A 17,732-nucleotide genomic window follows, 5' to 3' on the forward strand; every position below is an offset into this window, starting at 1 on the left:
GGATCAAGGCACTGACCTTGATAAGGCCAGATCAAGGTGCCGGGGGGCGCCCCAGCTCGGCGAGGACCGCGTGGGCGACCTCCTCCACCGAGAGGTCGGACGTGTCGACGACGGCCGACGCGCTGGCGGCGTAACGGGGACGGCGCTGCGCGGCCATCGAGGAGAACTTCGCCCGGGGGTTGCCGAGGCTGACCGGTCGCGGGACGTTGAGGCCGACGCGGGGCGCACCCGCGGCCAGGGAGACGTCGAGGAAGACGACGGTGCCCCCGGCCCGGGCATACCGCTCCAGGTCCGCGCCCGCGTGCTCCACCGCGCCGCTGCCGAGGGCGACGACGCCCGGCTGCGCGAGCACCTGGGCGACGACGTCGTGCTCGAGCTCGCGGAACCGCTCCTCCCCCACGTCGATGAACAGCTCGCCCACGCCGCGCCCGGCGCCTCCGGCGAGCACCGCGTCCGTGTCGACCAGCGGCACGCCCAGGCGCCGGGCCACCAGCGCGGCGACGACCGACTTGCCGGCGCCCGGCGGCCCGACGAGGACCACGGCGGGGCGGGCGGCGGCTCCGCCGTCGGGGGCGGCCGGCATGCTCTCCCGCCCGTGGCGCGTCACGCGCTCACCCGCGCGTAGGCCTGCGCCAGGTGCTCGGTGGCGGGCGCGCGGAGGATGGTGGGGCGGCCCACGTCCTCGAGGACCACGAACCGCAGGGCGTTGCCGCGGACCTTCTTGTCGTGGGTCATCGCCTCGAGCAGCTCGGGCCACCGGTCGCCGCGGTAGGAGGTCGGCAGGTGCAGCATGGTGAGGATGTCACGGTGGCGCTGGACGACGTCGGCGCCGAGGACGCCCGCGGCGTGGGCGAGCTCCGCGACGAAGACCATCCCGACGGCGACCGCGTCCCCGTGCCGCCACCGGTAGCTCTCGGTGTGCTCGATCGCGTGGGCGAAGGTGTGGCCGTAGTTGAGGATCTCGCGCAGGCCGGCCTCGCGCAGGTCCTCTCCCACGACGCGGGCCTTGACGGCCACGGCCCGCTCCACCAGCTCGCGCAGGGCGGCCGAGCGCGGGTCCAGGGCGCCGAGCCCGCCGTTGGCCTCGATGATGCGCAGGATGTTCTCGTCGGCGATGAACCCGCACTTGACGACCTCGGCGAGGCCCGAGCGCAGCTGCTCGGCCGGCAGCGTGGTCAGGGCGTCGAGGTCGCACACGACCCCGGCGGGGGTGTGGAAGGCGCCCACGAGGTTCTTGCCGGCGGCGGTGTTGATGCCGGTCTTGCCCCCGACGGCCGCGTCCACCATGCCCAGCAGCGTCGTGGGGACGTTGACGAGGCGGACGCCCCGCAGCCACGTGGCGGCGACGAAGCCCGCCACGTCGGTGGTGGCGCCGCCCCCGAGGGCGACGACGGCGTCCTCGCGCCCGAAGCGCAGCTCGCCGAGCAGATCCCAGCACGCCGCCACGACGTCGATCGTCTTGGCCTGCTCGGCGTCGGGGATCTCGCGCAGGACCGCCGTGCGCCCGTCACGCTCGAGGGCCGCGCCCAGCCGGGCCGCGCGGTCGGCCAGCGCGGGGGCGTGGACGACCAGGACGCGGGAGGCCTCGGTGCCGACCATGGCCACGACGTCCTCGTCCAGCCCGTGGCCGACCACGACGTCGTACCCCGGCTGCGCCGCGACGTGGGTGCGGGAGGCGGGCGCGTGCTCGGCGACGGCCGCCCGGACGGCGCCTGCGTCGATCACCACCCGGCCGCGGCGGGCCAGCCCGAGCAGGACGTCCTCCGCGACCTCCTGCGGGCGCCGGTCGGTGGTCGGGACCTGGAGGGTGGCGACGCCCTCGTAGATCGGGCGCCGCTCCTGCATGAGGGCGTTGAACTTCGAGACGGGGTCGCCCATCAGCAGGGGGCGGACGCCGGAGAGGCCGACGCGCGGGAGCGCCTGCGAGACGTCGACGTCGAGGAAGACCACCTCGTGGCCGCGCAGCGCCTCCTGGGTGCCGGGGTGCAGCACGGCGCCGCCGCCGAGCGCGATGACGCCGTCGTGCCTGCGCAGCGCGTCCGCGACGACCTCGTGCTCGAGCTCCCGGAACGCCTGCTCGCCGCGCGCGAGGAAGAAGTCGGGCACGGACATGCCGGCGGCCCGTTCCACCTCGTGGTCGGTGTCGAGGAGCTCGACGCCCAGGACGCGGGCGACGAGGGTGCCGATGGTGGTCTTGCCCGCGCCGGGCGGGCCGACGAGGACGACGTGCGGACGGGGTTCAGCCACCCGTGCACGGTACAACGGCGCCCTGACACGGCGAGACGGGGTCTCACGCGACGCCCCCGGCGTGTGTAGGTGTTGAGCGGTCAAGTCCTCGCAGTGCGGGAACGTGATGCGCTCGGCGGGACGGGCGGGCGCGCCTGCGCCGAACCACCACACACCATCCCTGTCAGTACTTGACCGCTCGCGGAATGTGGGAGCGGGTCTAGCGCTGGTGGGGCGGGATCGCCTCGAGGTAGCCGCGCAGGTTCCGGGCCGCCTCGTCGACGGAGTCGCCGCCCACCTTCTCCAGCAGCGCCTGGGCCAGCACGAGCGCCACCATGGCCTCGGCGACGACGGCCCCGGGCGGGACGGCGCACACGTCCGAGCGCTGATGGATCGCCGTCGCCACGTCGCCGGTGGCGACGTCCACGGTGGCCAGCGCCCGCGGCACGGTGGAGATGGGCTTCAGGGCCGCGCGCACCCGGAGGACCTCGCCGTTGCTCATGCCCCCCTCGGTGCCGCCCGCGCGGTTGGTCCTGCGGCGCAGGCCGTCCTCGCCGGGGACGATCTCGTCGTGGGCGGCGGAGCCACGGCGCGCGGCGGTGCGGAAGCCGTCGCCGATCTCCACGCCCTTGACGGCCTGGATGCCCATGACCGCGCCGGCGAGGCGCGCGTCCAGGCGGCGGTCGCCCGAGACGTGGGAGCCGAGGCCCGGCGGGAGGCCGTACGCGAGGACCTCGACGACGCCACCGAGGGTGTCGCCGTCGCGCTGGCACTGGTCGATCTCGGCGACCATCGCGGCGGAGGTGGCGGCGTCGAAGCAGCGCACGGGATCGGCGTCCAGGGCGGCGACGTCGTCCGGGCCGGGGCCGGCGGCGTCCTCGGGGACGGCGACGGGGCCGATGGCGACGACGTGGGAGGCGAGGCGGACGCCCGCGACCTGATCGAGCAGCGCGGCGGCCACGGTGCCGAGCGCCACGCGGGCGGCGGTCTCGCGTGCGCTGGCGCGCTCGAGCACGGGCCGGGCGTCGTCGAGGTGGTACTTCTGCATGCCGACCAGGTCGGCGTGGCCCGGGCGCGGGCGGGTCAGCGGCCGGTTGCGGGCGATCTCCCGCTCGTCGCCGGTGCCGGCGTCGACCAGGAGCGACTCGCGGGCGACGGGGTCCGCGGACATCACGGTCTCCCACTTGGGCCACTCGCTGTTGCCGATCTCGATGGCGACGGGGCCGCCCATGGTGCGGCCGTGCCGCACGCCCCCGATGACGCGCACGACGTCCTGCTCGAACTTCATGCGCGAGCCGCGCCCGTGGCCGAGACGACGGCGGGCGAGCGCGTCCTGGATCTGGGCGGTCGTCACCTCCACCCCGGCCGGGACCCCCTCGAGGATCCCGACGAGCGCGGGGCCGTGCGACTCACCTGCGGTCAACCATCTGAGCATGCCCGCGATCCTGCCATGTCCGCCGGGCCGGTCCCGCGCGCGTCCACCGCGGGCGGCGGTCTCACGCCCGGATCTGCGGCGCGGCGACGGCGAGGACGGTGGCCACGGCCGCGCCGAGGATCATCCACGGCCCGAAGGCGATGGCCGTGGTCCGCCCGGCCCGCCGCGTGAGCAGGAGGACGACGGCGAAGAACCCGCCGAGCAGGAAGGCGGCGAACGCCCCGGAGAGCACGTGGGCCCAGCCGAACCAGCCGAGCCACAGCCCCAGCAGGCCGCCGAGCTTGACGTCTCCGAGGCCGAGGCCCGCCGGGTGCGCCAGCTTGAGCAGGAGGTACCCGACGAGGCAGGCGAGGGCGGCGAGCAGGGCGCGGCCCAGGTCCGCCCACGCCCCGGTTGTCGTCGCCGCGAGCAGCAGGAGGGCGCCGGCGCCCGCGACCCCCACGAGGAGCAGCCGGTCGGGGAGCCGGTGCGTGCGGGCGTCGACGATGGCCAGCGCCGTGGTCACCGCCGCGAGGAACGCCCCGGCGGCGGCGACGAGACCGGGCTCGCCCGCGAGGGCGACCACGGCGAGGGCGGCGGCGAGCAGGGCGGCCGCGGCGGAGGCGGGGTAGGGCCGCAGGGCCGCGCGGATGGCCGCCGCCGTCATGCCCACGCCGGGGGCTACCCGCCCTGCCGCATCGACGCCCGCAGCTGGGCCACGTTGGCGTTGTGCTCCGCGAGCGTCGCCGCGAACTTCGTCTCGCCCGTGTCGAAGTTGACGGTGACGAAGTACATCCAGTCGCCGGCCGGCGGGTGGACGACGGCGTCGATGGCCGCCGTGCCGGGGGCGCCGATGGGCGTGGGCGGCAGCCCCGGGTGCGTGTACGTGTTGTACGGGTTGCTCGCGTCCGCGAGCTCGGCGCTGCTGGGCACGCCGCCGACCCGGCCGAGGCCGTAGACGACGGTGGAGTCCATCTGGAGGCGGCCCGCGACCTGCCCGGTGTCGGCGAGGCGGTTCTCGATCACGCGCGCCACCTGCCCGTAGTACTCGGGCAGGTTGACCTCGCGCTCGACGATGGAGGCCTTCGTGAGCACGGCCTGGCGCTGGTCGGCGGGCACGCCCCGCTCGTCCAGCCGCGAGACGGTCAGGGCCACCATCGTGCGGAGCATGGCCGCCGCGTCGTCGCCCGGCTCGAAGGAGTAGGTGGCCGCTGCGAGCCAGCCCTCGGGGTTGCCGCCCGCCTCGGCGGGCAGGGCGATGGCGGCGGGGTCGGCCGCCGCCGCCTGCACGTCGGCGAGCGGGACGCCCGCGACGTTCGCGATGCGGTCGTAGACCTGGCTCGCGTGGAAGCCCTCCGGCACGGTGATGGTGATCTCGGCCTTGTTCGCCGGGTCGAGGAGCGCGGCGACGGCGTCGCGCGCCGGGATCTTCTGCGGCAGCGTGTACGTGCCCGGCTGGATCCGGGAGGCGTTGACGTTCTCGGCGAAGGCCTTGGTGAACGCCCGGACGGAGGCGACGACGTCCTGCTTCTCGAGCTCGACGCCCATGTCGTTGCCGGTGTACCCCTCACCGATGACCACGGAGACCTCGCCGGAGCCAGGCCCCGGGTAGTCCTGGGCGGCCGACGGGCGGTTGGACAGGAGGTCGCGCACGTTCGGGACGGCGAAGGCCACGACGGCGACGACCAGGACGAAGGTGAGCGTCATGACGATCCCGGTGCGACGGCGGCGCCTGCGCCGCCGTGCCTCGGCCGCGCGCCGGTGCTCGCGCCGCCCCCGGCGGGGCGGGTCCTCGGCGGGCAGCTCGGCGGCGTCCGGGCCGCCCGGCGGCACGTTCTCGAACAGGTCGTTCACGGGGTCGTCTCCTTGTCCGCAGCATCCGTCCCGGCAGCGCCACCGACCTTGAGCAGCTCACCGGCGGGGACCCCGGTGCGGCGCTCCACCTCGAGAGCCTGCTCCAGGATCACGACCGCGGCCACCTGGTCCACGACCTCCCGGTGGCGGCGTCCCGGCCGGCCGGACGCGTGCAGCGCCTGGTGGGCGCTGACCGTGGTGAGCCGCTCGTCGACCAGCCGCACGGGGACCGGGGCCAGCGCGGCAGCGAGGCGGGCGGCGTACCCGCGCGCCGCCGAGGCGGACCTGCCCTCCCGGCCGGACAGGCTCCGCGGCAGCCCCACGAGCACCTCGAAGGCCTCGTGCTCGTGGACGAGCGCGATGAGCTCGCCGAGGTCGGCGCCGTCCTTGCGCCGGGCGACGGTGCGCACGGGCGTGGCGAGGATGCCCGCGGCGTCGCACCGGGCGACGCCGATCCGGACGGTCCCGACGTCGACGCCGAGCCGGACGCCGCGGCGCAGGGCGGGAACGGCCGCGGGGCCCTCGGGCCCTGTGGGGTCGCCGGCCCCGCCGGCCGCGTCGTGCTGGCTCATGTGCCTGCGATCTTGCCGACCTCGGCGCGCACCGCGTCCAGCGCCCGGCCCAGCGCGGCGACGTCGGTGCCGCCGCCCTGGGCGACGTCGTCCTTGCCGCCGCCGCCGCCGCCGAGGGTGGTGGCGGCCGTGCGGACGAGGGCGCCGGCGCGGACGCCGGCCTCGCGCGCCCCGGCGTTGGTGGCCACGACGACCACCGGGCGCTCCTTGGCGACGCCGCCGACGGCGACGACGGACGGCGCGGCCTCGCCCAGGCGGGCGCGGACGTCCAGGGCCAGCGTGCGCAGGTCGTCCGCCGAGGAGACCTCCCCGGCGTCGTGCGTGACGACCAGGGACGGGCCCACCTGGGTGGCGGCGTCCACGACCTTCCCGGCGCCGGCGAGCAGCTGCGCCTGGCGCAGCGCCGCGAGCTCCTTCTCGGCCGCCTTGAGCTTGGTCATGATGGAGTCGATGCGCTCGGGCAGCTCCTCGGCCCGCCCCCCGACCAGGTGCGTGACCTGGCTGACGAGGGCGTGCTCCTTGGCCTGGTAGCCGTACGCGCCGGCGCCGACGAGGGCGTCCACGCGGCGCACGCCCGAGCCGATGGAGGCCTCGCCGAGCACGGTGACCAGGCCGAGGGTGCCGGTGCTGGGCACGTGGGTGCCGCCGCACAGCTCTTTCGACCAGTCGCCGCCGATGGAGACCACGCGCACGTTCCGGCCGTACTTCTCGCCGAACAGCGCCATGGCGCCGGCGGCGCGGGCCGCGTCGATGTCCATGACCTCGTCCGTGACGTCGAGGTCCTCGGCGAGCTGGTAGTTCACCCGCTCCTCGATCTCGCCCAGCACCGAGGTGGGCACCGAGGAGCCGTGGCGGAAGTCGAACCGCAGCCGCGAGGGCGCGTTCTCGGAGCCCGCCTGCGTGGCCTGGTCGCCGAGGAACTCGTGGAGGGCCTTGTGCACCATGTGCGTCGCGGTGTGGGCGCGGGCGATCGCCTTGCGGCGGGCGGTGTCGATGGCCGCCACCGCCTTCTCGTCCAGCGTGAGGGTGCCCTCGGTGAGGCGCCCGCGGTGCACGGACAGGCCCTTCATCGGGGCCTGGACGTCCGCGACGTCCATGATGGCGCCGCCCTGGAAGGTGATGGTGCCCTGGTCGGCGAGCTGGCCGCCGGACTCCGCGTAGAAGGGGGTGCGGTCGAGGACGACCTCGACGTCCGCGGGCGCGGTGGCCGTGGGCGCGGGCGCCCCGTCCACCAGCAGGCCCATGACCCGGCCCTCGGCCGTGGCGTCGGTGTAGCCGAGGAACTCGACGGTGCCGCCGAGGCGCTGCTGCAGGTCGTGGTACAGCGAGGTGTCGACGTGCCCGGTCTTCTTGGCCAGCGCGTCGGCGCGGGCGCGCTGGCGCTGCTCGTCCATCAGCGAGCGGAAGCCGGCCTCGTCGACGGTGACGCCGTGCTCGGCGGCCATCTCCAGGGTCAGGTCGATGGGGAAGCCGTAGGTGTCGTGCAGGGCGAAGGCCTCCTTGCCGGGCAGGACCGGCCTGCCGGAGGTGCCCGAGACGGCGCCCTTCGCCTTGGTGACGGCCGTGTCCAGGATCGTCGTGCCGGAGACGAGGGTGCGGCGGAACGCCTCCTCCTCCTCGTACGCGACGTGCGAGATCCGCTCGAAGTCGGTCTCGAGCTCCGGGTAGGAGCCCTTCATCGCGTCCTTGGAGGCCGGCAGCAGCACCGGCAGGGCCGGGTCGTCCACGCCGAGCAGCCGCATGGAGCGCACGGCGCGGCGGATCAGGCGGCGCAGCACGTAGCCGCGGCCGTCGTTGCCGGGCCGGACGCCGTCGGCGATCAGCATCATTGCGGAGCGGACGTGGTCGGCGACCACGCGCATGCGCACGTCGTCCTCGTGGCCGCCGGCGGCGCCGTAGGCCCGTCCGGACAGCTGCTGGGCGGCCTCGATGACGGGATAGGTCTCGTCGATCTCGTAGAAGTTCGCCTTGCCCTGCAGGATGAACGCCAGCCGCTCGACGCCGAGGCCGGTGTCGATCGACTTGTGCTCGAGCTCGCGCAGGAGCGGGTAGTCCTTCCCGGCGCCCTCGCCGCGAAGGTACTGGTCGAAGACGAGGTTCCAGATCTCCACGAACCGGTCGCCCTGCTTGTCGACCTCGGGGCCGCCGTCGGGGCCGTGCTCCGGCCCGCGGTCGTAGTGGATCTCCGAGGTCGGGCCGGCGGGACCGGGCTGGCCGGTGTCCCAGAAGTTCTCCTCGCGGGTCTGGAACTGCAGGCGCGACGCGGGCAGGCCGATCTTGTTCAGCCAGACGTTCTTCGCCTCCTCGTCCTGGTCCCAGCAGGTGATCCAGAGACGGTCGCCGTCGAGGCCGTACCCGCCCTCGTCGAGGCTGGAGGTCAGCAGGTCCCACGCGAACGTGATCGCCTCCTCCTTGAAGTAGTCGCCGAAGGAGAAGTTCCCGGCCATCTGGAAGAAGGTGCCGTGGCGGGTGGTCTTGCCGACCTCGTCGATGTCGTTGGTGCGGATGCACTTCTGCACGGACGCCGCGCGCGGCCACGGCGGCTGCTGGGTGCCGACGATGTAGGGGATGAAGGGCACCATGCCGGCGATCGTGAAGAGGATCGACGGGTCGGGCGAGACTAGGGGGACGCTGGGCACGACGGCGTGGTCGTGCTTGGCGAAGTAGTCCAGCCAACGGGTACGGATCTCAGCGGTGCGCATGGTTCCTCTCGGGGCGTGCTGTGCGGTGGTGCGGGTCGGCCGGTGGTGCCGGTCAGTAGAACGAGTACGGCAGCTCGTCTGTTGCGTCGTCGGTCTCGCCGGGGGCGGTGCCACGGTGACGGGCCGCGCGGGCGCGCGCGACGTCCTCGCGCGCGGCCGCGACCGCGTCCTCGCCCGGCAGGAGCGCGGCGCGCAGCTCGGCCTCCCGCTCCCGGAAGGCCGTCGTGAAGTCCTCCGGGAGGCTGCGCAGCCGGTCGAGGAGCGACGGGGCGCGGCCCGCGACCATGGCCGCCGTCGCGGTCACCGCGAGGAGGCCGAGGCCGACGAGCCCGAGGACCAGGCGGGGGCGCATCTCAGCGGCCCTTCCCGCCGCCGAGCACGGAGCGCACGGCGTAGGAGAAGGCGGAGAGCTTGATGAGCGGGCCGCCCACGGTGGCCGAGACGAGCGTGGTGAGGGCGGAGACGTCCTCGGTCGCGCGCGCCGCCGACGTCGTGATCGTGTCGACCTTGCCCAGCTGCCCGTTGGCGGCGCGGATGGTCTCCACCGCCTCGTCGATCGCGGGCAGGGTGTGGCTGGTGAGCTCCTTGACGGTGCCGCGCGCCTCGTCGAGGACCTTGCCGAGCTTGAGCAGCGGGACGGCGAGGACGACGACGAGCGCGACGAAGGCGAGCGCGGCGACGAGACCGGCGATGTCTCCGACCGACATGGGAGCTCCTTTTCGGAAGACGTGGTGCAGGGCTGGGGGACGGACGGTGGCGGGTCATGCAGCTGACCAGGCACGGGGCGCCATCGGAACGTCGTGGACGAGGCTACCCTGCCGACAGCAACGCCCCGGGCACCGGCACAGGCCGGCTGCCCGGGGCGCAGCGGTTCAGGAGTGTGAGGCGGTCAGCGCGAGTAGTACTCGACGACCAGCTGGACCTCGCAGGTCACGGGGACCTCGGCGCGCTTGGGGCGGCGGACCAGCTCGGCGCGCAGCTTCGTGAGCTCGACGTCGAGGTACGCGGGCAGGTTCGGCAGTACGTCGCGGTGGGCGCCCGCGGCGGCCACCTGGAACGGCGTCATGGCCTGGCTCTTGGGCTTGACCTGGATGACCTGGCCGGGCTTCACGCGGAACGAGGGGCGGTCGACGAGCTTGCCGTCCACGAGGATGTGGCGGTGCACGACGGCCTGGCGGGCCTGGGCGATGGTGCGGGCGAAGCCCGAGCGCAGGACGAGGGCGTCCAGGCGCATCTCGAGCAGCTCGACGAGCGACTCACCGGTCAGGGCCTGCTCGCGGCGGGCCTCCTCGAACACGCGCTGCATCTGCGCCTCGCGGATGCCGTACTGCGCGCGCAGACGCTGCTTCTCCTTCAGGCGGACCGCGTAGTCCGACTCGGTGCGGCGACGGGCGCGGCCGTGCTCGCCGGGCCCGTAGGGGCGCTTCTCGAAGTACTTGACGGCCTTGGGGGTCAGGGCGATGCCCAGGGCGCGGGAAAGGCGCACCTGACGGCGCGTACGGCTCACTGCCATGATCTGTTCTTCCTGTCGTTGTGACGTCACACCGCCCGGGTGGAGGTACCCGTCCGGCGTGGGGTCGACCGTGATGGCCAGGACCCCAGGTGGTTGGCGGCCCCCGTGGGGGGCTCGGCGCAACCGGGAAAGCCTAGCACTACCGCTCGGAGAGGATCTGCCTGATCCTGGTCAGCCGGGCTGTGATGTCGCGCTCGTGGCCGTAGGCCGTCGGCTCGTAGTACCGCTTGCCGACGAGCTCGTCCGGGGCGTACTGCTGCGGGGCGATGCCGTGCGGGTAGTCGTGGGCGTACCGGTAGCCCTGCCCGTGCCCGTGCTGCTTCGCCCCCGCGTAGTGGGCGTCGCGCAGGGGCAGCGGGACGGCGCCCGCCTTGCCGGCCTGCACGTCGGCGATGGCCGCGTTGATCCCGTTGTACGCGGCGTTCGACTTCGGGGCGGTGGCCACGTGGACCACGGCCTCGGCCAGGACGAGGCGCCCCTCGGGCATGCCGATGAGCGCGACGGCCTGCGCGGCGGCGACGGCGGTCTGCAGCGCGGACGGGTCGGCCATGCCGACGTCCTCCGCGGCGGCGATGACGATCCGCCGCGCGATGAACCGGGGGTCCTCCCCCGCCACCACCATCCGGGCGAGGTAGTGCAGGGCGGCGTCGACGTCGGAGCCGCGCATGGACTTGATGAACGCGGAGATCACGTCGTAGTGCTGGTCGCCGTCGCGGTCGTAGCGCACCGCGGCCACGTCCACGGCCCGCTCGACCGCCTCAAGGCCGATCTCCGCCTCCTCGGCGGCGTCGGCGGCCCCGGCCGCCGCCTCGAGGATGGTCAGGGCCTTGCGCGCGTCGGCGCCGGCGAGGCGGACGAGGTGGTTCTCGGCGTCCGCGGCGAGGGTGAGCGCCCCGCCGAGGCCGCGCTCGTCGGTCAGGGCCCGCTCGACGAGCGTGCGCACGTCCCGCTCCCCCAGGGGGCGCAGCGTCAGCAGGAGCGAGCGGGAGAGCAACGGGGAGATCACCGAGAAGCTCGGGTTCTCCGTGGTGGCCGCCACCAGGGTCACCCAGCGGTTCTCGACGCTGGGCAGGAGCGCGTCCTGCTGGGACTTGGAGAAGCGGTGGACCTCGTCGATGAACAGGACCGTCTCCTCGCCGGAGGTGACGAGGCGGCGGCGGGCGGCCTCGACCACCTCGCGGACGTCCTTGACGCCCGCGGTGACGGCGGAGAGCTCGGTGAACCGGCGGCCGGAACCGTGCGCCACGAGGTAGGCGAGCGTCGTCTTGCCGGTCCCGGGCGGCCCCCACAGGACCACGGAGGACGGCGCGATCCGGCGTCGCCCCGTCTCCGCCGGCTCGACCAGGCGGCGCAGCGGCGACCCGGTCTCGAGCAGGTGCTCCTGCCCCACGACCTCCTCGAGGGTGGCCGGGCGCATGCGCACGGCGAGCGGTGTGCCGGCACGCGCGACGGGTACCCCGACGTCGTCCGCGCCGGCAGCCTCGAAGAGATCCATCCGACGAGCCTACGCATCCCGCGGGGGCCGGGCGGCACGCGCCCCGCGCCGCCCGTGCGCCCGTGCGCGTACCCGGCGCGACCCGTGCGCGCGCCCGGTGCGCCCCATTCGCGTGCCCGGCGCGACCCGTGCGCGTGCCCGGCGCGCCCCGGTGCGTTGCCCGGGGCGGGCGCGCGCCGGTGCGAGACTGTCCCGGTGTTCGACCTCCTCGGCCGCGCTGTCGCCCGGCATCCACGGACCATCGTCGGCGTCTGGGCGGTCCTCGCCCTGCTCTGCGGCCTCGGGTCGCTGACCGGGTTCGGCGGGCAGGGCCTGTTCGACCGCCTGCACACCGGGGAGCCGTCCGTGCCGGGCTCCGAGAGCGACGCCGGCCGGGACATCCTCGCCGGTGTGGGCGACACCCCGGACCAGATCTCCCTGCTGGTGCAGGGCACCGACCTCGCCGACCCGGCGGTGGCGGCCGATGTCGCCACCGCCCTGGAGCCCGCCCACGCCGGCCTGGCCGAGATCGACGGCGTCGACACCGTCGTCGACCCGTTCCTCCTGCCGGACATGCTCGCCAGCCCGGCCGCCGCGGGGCTCGTGTCCGCCGCGGAGGACGGCTTCCTCATGGTCGTGGTCCTGGAGGACAACCTCGACGACGACGCCCAGGGGGCCGCGCACGCCGCCGTCGTCGACCGGCTCCGGCAGGTGCCCGCGGACCTCGCCGGCGTCGCGCCGGGGGCCAGCGGCATCGCCAGCTCGGGCACGCTGATCGGCCAGAGCATCGTGGACCAGGTCCGCGAGGACCTCGTCACCGGGGAGATGGTGGCCCTGCCGGTGGCCCTGGTCATCATGGTGCTCGTGTTCGGCGGGTTCCTCGCCGCCGGGCTCCCGCTCCTCGGGGCGCTCGTCTCGATCGTGGGCGGGCTGGGCGTGCTGCTGGCGCTGAGCTACGTGATGAACGTCGACTCGTTCGTCGTCAACGTCATCACGGTGATCGGCCTCGCGCTGTCCATCGACTACGGGCTGCTCGTCGTGTCGCGCTACCGCGAGGAGCTGCACCGGCTCGCCGCGGGCGCCGACGGCGTCGTCGACGCCGGCTCGCCGGCCGCCGGCCTCCCGACCAGGCGCGTGCGGCTTCGGCGGCGCGCCCGGCGGGACCCGCTCGTCGCTGAGGCCGTGCGCGCCACCGTCGCCACGGCGGGGCGGACGGTGATCTTCTCCGCGATCACCGTGGCCCTCGCGATCACCGGCCTGCTGCTCATGCGGCCCGAGGTCCTGCGCTCCATCGCCGCCGCCGGCATCGCCGCCGTCCTCTTCGCGGTCGCCTCCGCGATCACGCTCGTGCCCGCCGTGATCACGCTGCTCGGCGGGCGGCTGGGGCGCCCGTCGTCGCTCACGCGCGTGCCGGCCCTGCGGCGGCTCGTCGGGGCGCTCGGCGACGTGGCCCCGCGCGACGGGTTTTTCTCCGCGCTCGCCCGCCGCGTGCACGCCCACCCGTGGGTCGTCCTCGTCGGCACCCTCGCGGTGCTGGTGCTCCTGGCCTCGCCGGTCACCGGGCTGAGCATGCGCAGCTCGGGCACCGAGATCCTGCCCACGGAGTCCGACCAGCGCGACTACATCGCCGTCCTCGCCGAGGACTACCCGGCGTCCGCCACCGCGGACCTCACCGTCGTGACCGACGCGTCCCCCGCGGAGGCGACGGCGTGGTCGCAGGAGGTCGCCGACCTCCCGGGCGTCGAGCGCGTCGACCCGCCCGTCGCCGCCGGCGACCACACGGTGCTCGGCGTGTTCTTGGACGCGGCCGACCCGGCCGGCGCCGAGGCCACCGCCGTCGTCGAGGCGGTCCGCGCCCTCGACCCGCCCTTCGGCACGTGGGTGGTGGGGCAGGCCGCGAGCCAGCTCGACTTCAACGACTCCCTGGTGAACGGGCTGCCGGCGGCCGGCGCCGTCGTCGTCGTGGCGATCTTCGTGCTGCTCTTCCTCATGACCGGCTCGGTGCTGGTGCCCGTCAAGGCGCTCCTGGTCAACCTCCTCTCCCTGACCGCCTCCCTCGGGGTGACGGTGTGGATCTTCCAGGAGGGGCACGGCGCCGGCCTGCTCGGCTTCACCCCCGTGGCCGGCCTGGAGTCCTACGTGGTCGCCATCGCCGTGGCGTTCGGGTTCGGCCTGGCCATGGACTACGAGGTGTTCCTGCTCTCGCGCATCAAGGAGTACTGGGACGCGGGCCTGAGCAACGACGAGGCCGTAGAGCGGGGCCTGCAGCGCTCCGGGCGCATCATCACCTCCGCGGCCCTGATCATGGTGGCCGTGTTCGCCGGGTTCGTCAGCGGGGACCTCATCGTCATCAAGGAGGTCGGGGTCGCGCTGGCGGTGACCGTGCTCGTGGACGCCACCCTCGTGCGGATGCTGCTCGTCCCGGCGACGATGACGCTGCTCGGGCGGTGGAACTGGTGGGCGCCGGCACCGATGCGCCGGATGTACGAGAGGTTCAAGCTGGTGCACTGAGGGTCGGGTGGGTCGGGGCGGGGCCCTGCCCCGCCCCTCCCGGCCGTCGCTCACCTGCCGCCGCCCGCGCGGTCCTGCCCCGCGTCAGCCAGACCTTAGGCTGCGGCCGTGCCCCTGCTGCTCGACCTGACGCCGCTGCGCGTCAACGCGTCCTACCGTCGGCTCTGGACCGGGTTCACCCTCTCCGGGATCGGCACGCAGCTGGCGACGACGGCGATCGGGCTGCAGGTCTACGAGATGACGGGCAGCTCGTTGGCCGTCGGGCTGGTGGGCGTGTTCGCACTGGTGCCCATCGTGGTGCTGGGCCTGTACGGCGGCGCCCTGGTCGACACCCACGACCGGCGCACCGTGGCGCTGGTGGGCGGGGCGGTGCTGTGGCTGGCGGCGATCCTCAACACGGTCCAGGCGTGGGCGGGCAACACCGAGCCATGGGTGCTCTACGTGCTCGTCGTGGTCTCGAACGCCGGCTTCGCCGTCGTCTCCCCGGCGCGCTCCGCGATCTACCCCCGGCTGCTCCCCGACGCGCTCCTGCCGGCCGCCAACGCGCTGAACGTGGGCGCGATGAACGCGGCACTGACCGTGGGGCCGCTCCTGGCCGGCGTCCTCATCGACCAGTACGGGTACACCGCGACCTACGCCCTGGACGCCGCCATGTTCGCCTTCGCGATGTGGGGCCTCCTGCGCCTCGAGCCGGTGCCGCCGGCCGGTCCGGACGGCGGCCGCCCGGGGGCCCGCCGGCGGGCGCCGGGCCTTACCAGCGTGCTCGACGGCCTCAGGTTCCTCGCGACCCGGCCCAATGTGCGCATGACGTTCCTCGCCGACTTCTGCGCGATGATCCTGGCGCAGCCCCGCGCCCTGTTCCCCGCCGTCGCCCTCTTCGCCTTCGGCGGGGGCGCGGCGACGGTGGGGCTGCTCAGCGCCGCGATCGCGGTCGGCGCGATGACGGCGATGATCTTCTCGGGCCGCCTGGGGGCGGTCGTGCACCAGGGGCGGGCGGTCGTCGTCGCCGTCGCCCTCTGGGGTGCCTCGATCGTCGGCTTCGGGATCGCCGTCCTGACGGCCGGGCGGGCGATCGAGCGAGGGCTCGCGCTCGTGCTGGCCGCCGTGTGCCTGGCCTGCGCGGGTGCGGCGGACTCGGTCTCCTCCGTGTTCCGCAACACGATCCTGCAGTCCGCCACCCCGGACCACCTGCGCGGACGGCTGCAGGGCGTCTTCATCGTCGTCGTGGCGGGCGGCCCCCGGCTGGGCGACCTGGTCTCCGGGTCGGCCGCGACCCTGTGGACGGAGTGGGGCGCCGTCGTCGCGGGCGGGGCGGCGTGCATCCTCGTCGTGCTCGCGCTGGCACGGTGGCAGCGCGGCTTCCTCGCCTACGACTCGCGCCGCCCGGCGCCCTGACCGCGGCACCCCCGCGGGGCCGCCCTACGGGGAACCCGCCGCCGCGCGCAGCGCCCGCACCGCCTCGGCCGCCGACCCGACGTCCTGCGGCCGGGCCGGGCCGGCGCGCTGCGCCAGCGTGTCCTGGTACGCCATCATCGCGATCACGCGACCGGCGGAGGCGTCGACCGCGTCCCGGTCGAGGGTGCCGTCCTCGATGGCGGCGACCACCGCGGCGTGCGCGACCGCGTTGTCGGCGGGGCTGAGCAGGAGGTCGGCGCCCGCGGCCAGCGCCGCGACGGCGACGTCGCCGGGCCCGCCCACGCCCCCGAGCGCGCCCATCCCGAGGCTGTCGGTGACGCTCACGCCGCCGAAGCCGAGGTCCTCCCGCAGCACCCGGTAGGCCCGCGGTGACACCGACGCCGGCGTGCCCGGGTCCCACGCCCGCACGTCGACGTGGCCCATCATCACCATCGGCACCTCGGCCTGCACGGCCGCCCGGAACGGCGGGAGGTCGTGGGCGCGGAGCTCGGCGTCGGTGGCGTCCCGGACGGGCAGGGCGACGTGGGAGTCGGTGGTGAGCGCGCCGTGGCCGGGGAAGTGCTTGGCGGCGGGGAGCACGCCCCCCGCGAGGAAGCCCTTGGTGGCGCGGGCGATGGTACGGGCGACCACGGCCGGGTCGGTGCCCGCCCCGCGGGTCGCGATGGTGACGTCCGCCCCCGGCACGGTCACGTCCGCGACCGGCGCCCAGTCCACGGTGACGCCGGAGGCGCGCAGCTCGGTGGCCATCGCCGCGTAGGCGTCCGTGACCACCCTCGCGTCGTCGACCTCGCCGGCGACGGCGAACGGCGGGAACGTCGTCCAGGGGCCGACGTCCCCGGACATGCGCTGGACGGCGCCGCCCTCGTTGTCGGTGCCCACCAGGCCGGGCCAGTCCCGCCCGTCGGCGGCCACGGCCCCGTGCACGCCGGTGGACAGGGCCAGCACCTGGTCGAGGCTCGCGACGCTGTCCCCGGTGACCATCACCCCGGCGAGGTGCAGGTCACTCACCAGGTCGACGGCGGTGGCGGGGTCCGTGCCGCGCAGCCGTCCGACGATCAGCTGCCCGGCGACCTGCTCGGGGGTCATGGCGGCGGCGCGCCGGGTGGCCGCGACCACCTGGTCCGGCGTCGGGCCCCACGGCGCGGCGGCGAGCTGTTCGGCGCGGACGTCGTCGAGCGCGGAACGGGCGGAGGTCTCGGCCGCCGCGGGGCTCTCTCCCGCGCCCCGCACCGCCGTGCCGCCGGCGCAGCCGGCGAGCAGGGCCGCCAGGCAGGCCACGGCGGCGGCCCGGCGCGCCCGGCCGGCCGCGCGGGACCGCCGCGGCGTCACAGGAAGCGCGCGGGGTCACCGGCGCCGACGCGAAGCACGTCGGGAGCGCCGGAGGTCAGGTCCACCACGGTGCTCGGCTCGGCCGAGCCGACATCGGAGTCGATGACGACGTCGACGGCGTCGCCCAGCTCGTCCTTGACCTCCCAGCCCTCGGCCAGCGGTTCCTGGCGGCCCGGGAGGATCAGCGTGCTGGACACGAGCGGCTCGCCGAGCTCGGTCAGCAGGGCCTGGGTGGGTCGGTGTGCGGGGATCCGCACCCCGACGGTGAGCTTCTTCGGGTGGAGCATCTGCCGCGGCACGTCCTTGGTGCCCCGCAGGATGAACGTGTAGGGCCCCGGCGTCGCCGCCTTGATGAGCCGGAAGACCGCGTTGTCGACGACGACGAGCTGCCCGAGCTGGGCGAAGTCGCTGCACAGGAGCGTGAAGTGGTGCTTGTCGTCCAGGCGCCGGATGGCGCGGATGCGGTCCAGCCCCGTCTTGTTGCCCATCGTGCACCCGAGCGCGTACCCCGAGTCGGTGGGGTACGCCGCCAGCGCGCCCTGCCGCAGCAGGTCGACCGCCTGGGTGACCAGGCGGGGCTGCGGGTCCTGCGGGTGGATCTGGAGGTAGCGCGTCACGAGAGGTGAGTCTTCCGCACCGGCGCGACATGCGCCCGCCCCCTGGAGCGCGACAGGTCAAGTCCTAGCAGCCGGGTCGATCGGGTTGCTAGGACTTGACCTGT

General features: G+C 74.9%; 15 protein-coding genes. 2 read left to right on the forward strand and 13 right to left on the reverse strand.

What is annotated here, in order from left to right; translation table 11 throughout:
- Window positions 1-31 precede the first annotated feature (31 nt).
- The 11 genes from EJK16_RS07150 to EJK16_RS07200 all read right to left on the reverse strand — a co-directional run bounded on the left by EJK16_RS07150 (window position 32) and on the right by EJK16_RS07200 (window position 11,776).
- Window positions 32-607: a shikimate kinase gene (locus EJK16_RS07150; RefSeq protein ID WP_240645832.1), complete on the reverse strand. Its 576-nt coding sequence runs from the start codon at window positions 605-607 to the stop codon at window positions 32-34.
- Entirely contained in the window at window positions 604-2,247 is a 1,644-nt protein-coding gene (gene aroB, locus EJK16_RS20585) for a 3-dehydroquinate synthase (RefSeq protein ID WP_127127711.1), read from the reverse strand. The genes EJK16_RS07150 and aroB overlap by 4 nt, the downstream gene beginning before the upstream one ends.
- 199 nt (window positions 2,248-2,446) lie before the next feature.
- Window positions 2,447-3,661 (reverse strand): chorismate synthase, encoded by a 1,215-nt coding sequence (gene aroC, locus EJK16_RS07160; RefSeq protein ID WP_127127713.1) that lies wholly within the window; start codon window positions 3,659-3,661, stop codon window positions 2,447-2,449.
- A gap of 61 nt (window positions 3,662-3,722) precedes the next feature.
- Complete coding sequence (locus EJK16_RS07165; protein WP_127127715.1) at window positions 3,723-4,307, reverse strand: prepilin peptidase; 585 nt, start codon at window positions 4,305-4,307, stop codon at window positions 3,723-3,725.
- A gap of 14 nt (window positions 4,308-4,321) precedes the next feature.
- Window positions 4,322-5,494 carry an endolytic transglycosylase MltG gene (gene mltG, locus EJK16_RS07170; RefSeq protein ID WP_127127717.1) on the reverse strand — a complete coding sequence of 391 codons (1,173 nt, stop codon included), beginning with the start codon at window positions 5,492-5,494 and terminating at the stop codon, window positions 4,322-4,324.
- The gene (gene ruvX, locus EJK16_RS07175) at window positions 5,491-6,066 is read right to left on the reverse strand and encodes a Holliday junction resolvase RuvX (RefSeq protein ID WP_127127719.1); all 576 of its coding nucleotides are present in this window, start codon (window positions 6,064-6,066) and stop codon (window positions 5,491-5,493) included. Before ruvX ends, mltG begins: the two co-directional genes overlap by 4 nt.
- Window positions 6,063-8,768, reverse strand: a complete 2,706-nt coding sequence (gene alaS / locus EJK16_RS07180) for an alanine--tRNA ligase (RefSeq protein ID WP_127127721.1) — start codon at window positions 8,766-8,768, stop codon at window positions 6,063-6,065. The genes ruvX and alaS overlap by 4 nt, the downstream gene beginning before the upstream one ends.
- 52 nt (window positions 8,769-8,820) lie before the next feature.
- Window positions 8,821-9,120, reverse strand: a complete 300-nt coding sequence (locus tag EJK16_RS07185) for a hypothetical protein (RefSeq protein WP_127127723.1) — start codon at window positions 9,118-9,120, stop codon at window positions 8,821-8,823.
- A 1-nt stretch (window position 9,121) separates the two neighbouring features.
- Complete coding sequence (locus tag EJK16_RS07190; protein WP_127127725.1) at window positions 9,122-9,475, reverse strand: DUF948 domain-containing protein; 354 nt, start codon at window positions 9,473-9,475, stop codon at window positions 9,122-9,124.
- A gap of 182 nt (window positions 9,476-9,657) precedes the next feature.
- Complete coding sequence (gene rpsD / locus EJK16_RS07195; protein WP_127127727.1) at window positions 9,658-10,281, reverse strand: 30S ribosomal protein S4; 624 nt, start codon at window positions 10,279-10,281, stop codon at window positions 9,658-9,660.
- Window positions 10,282-10,420: 139 nt separating this feature from the next.
- On the reverse strand, window positions 10,421-11,776 hold the full coding sequence (locus EJK16_RS07200) for a replication-associated recombination protein A (RefSeq protein WP_127127729.1): 1,356 nt from the start codon (window positions 11,774-11,776) through the stop codon (window positions 10,421-10,423).
- Window positions 11,777-11,971: 195 nt separating this feature from the next.
- Between EJK16_RS07200 and EJK16_RS07205 the strand changes: the two genes are divergently transcribed.
- Together EJK16_RS07205 and EJK16_RS07210 are read left to right on the forward strand one after the other, a co-directional pair.
- Window positions 11,972-14,266: an MMPL family transporter gene (locus tag EJK16_RS07205; protein ID WP_127127731.1), complete on the forward strand. Its 2,295-nt coding sequence runs from the start codon at window positions 11,972-11,974 to the stop codon at window positions 14,264-14,266.
- A 108-nt stretch (window positions 14,267-14,374) separates the two neighbouring features.
- Window positions 14,375-15,661: an MFS transporter gene (locus EJK16_RS07210; protein WP_127127733.1), complete on the forward strand. Its 1,287-nt coding sequence runs from the start codon at window positions 14,375-14,377 to the stop codon at window positions 15,659-15,661.
- Between the two features lie 24 nt (window positions 15,662-15,685).
- On the opposite strand, the gene EJK16_RS07215 is transcribed toward EJK16_RS07210, so the two are convergent.
- Window positions 15,686-17,011 carry a glycoside hydrolase family 3 N-terminal domain-containing protein gene (locus EJK16_RS07215; RefSeq protein ID WP_127127735.1) on the reverse strand — a complete coding sequence of 442 codons (1,326 nt, stop codon included), beginning with the start codon at window positions 17,009-17,011 and terminating at the stop codon, window positions 15,686-15,688.
- Window positions 17,008-17,628, reverse strand: a complete 621-nt coding sequence (locus EJK16_RS07220; RefSeq protein WP_127127737.1) for an L-threonylcarbamoyladenylate synthase — start codon at window positions 17,626-17,628, stop codon at window positions 17,008-17,010. Before EJK16_RS07220 ends, EJK16_RS07215 begins: the two co-directional genes overlap by 4 nt.
- Window positions 17,629-17,732 lie beyond the last annotated feature (104 nt).

Origin of the sequence: Georgenia sp. SYP-B2076, assembly GCF_003991205.1 — a bacterium.
Classification (GTDB): Bacteria; Actinomycetota; Actinomycetes; order Actinomycetales; family Actinomycetaceae; genus Georgenia.

Coding starts and splice junctions, on each gene's coding strand:
- aroC (WP_127127713.1), bottom strand. CDS start 3,661: ATGCTCAGATGGTTGACCGCAGGTGAGTCGCACGGCCCCGCGCTCGTC.
- EJK16_RS07165 (WP_127127715.1), bottom strand. CDS start 4,307: ATGACGGCGGCGGCCATCCGCGCGGCCCTGCGGCCCTACCCCGCCTCC.
- ruvX (WP_127127719.1), bottom strand. CDS start 6,066: ATGAGCCAGCACGACGCGGCCGGCGGGGCCGGCGACCCCACAGGGCCC.
- alaS (WP_127127721.1), bottom strand. CDS start 8,768: ATGCGCACCGCTGAGATCCGTACCCGTTGGCTGGACTACTTCGCCAAG.
- EJK16_RS07185 (WP_127127723.1), bottom strand. CDS start 9,120: ATGCGCCCCCGCCTGGTCCTCGGGCTCGTCGGCCTCGGCCTCCTCGCG.
- EJK16_RS07190 (WP_127127725.1), bottom strand. CDS start 9,475: ATGTCGGTCGGAGACATCGCCGGTCTCGTCGCCGCGCTCGCCTTCGTC.
- rpsD (WP_127127727.1), bottom strand. CDS start 10,281: ATGGCAGTGAGCCGTACGCGCCGTCAGGTGCGCCTTTCCCGCGCCCTG.
- EJK16_RS07200 (WP_127127729.1), bottom strand. CDS start 11,776: ATGGATCTCTTCGAGGCTGCCGGCGCGGACGACGTCGGGGTACCCGTC.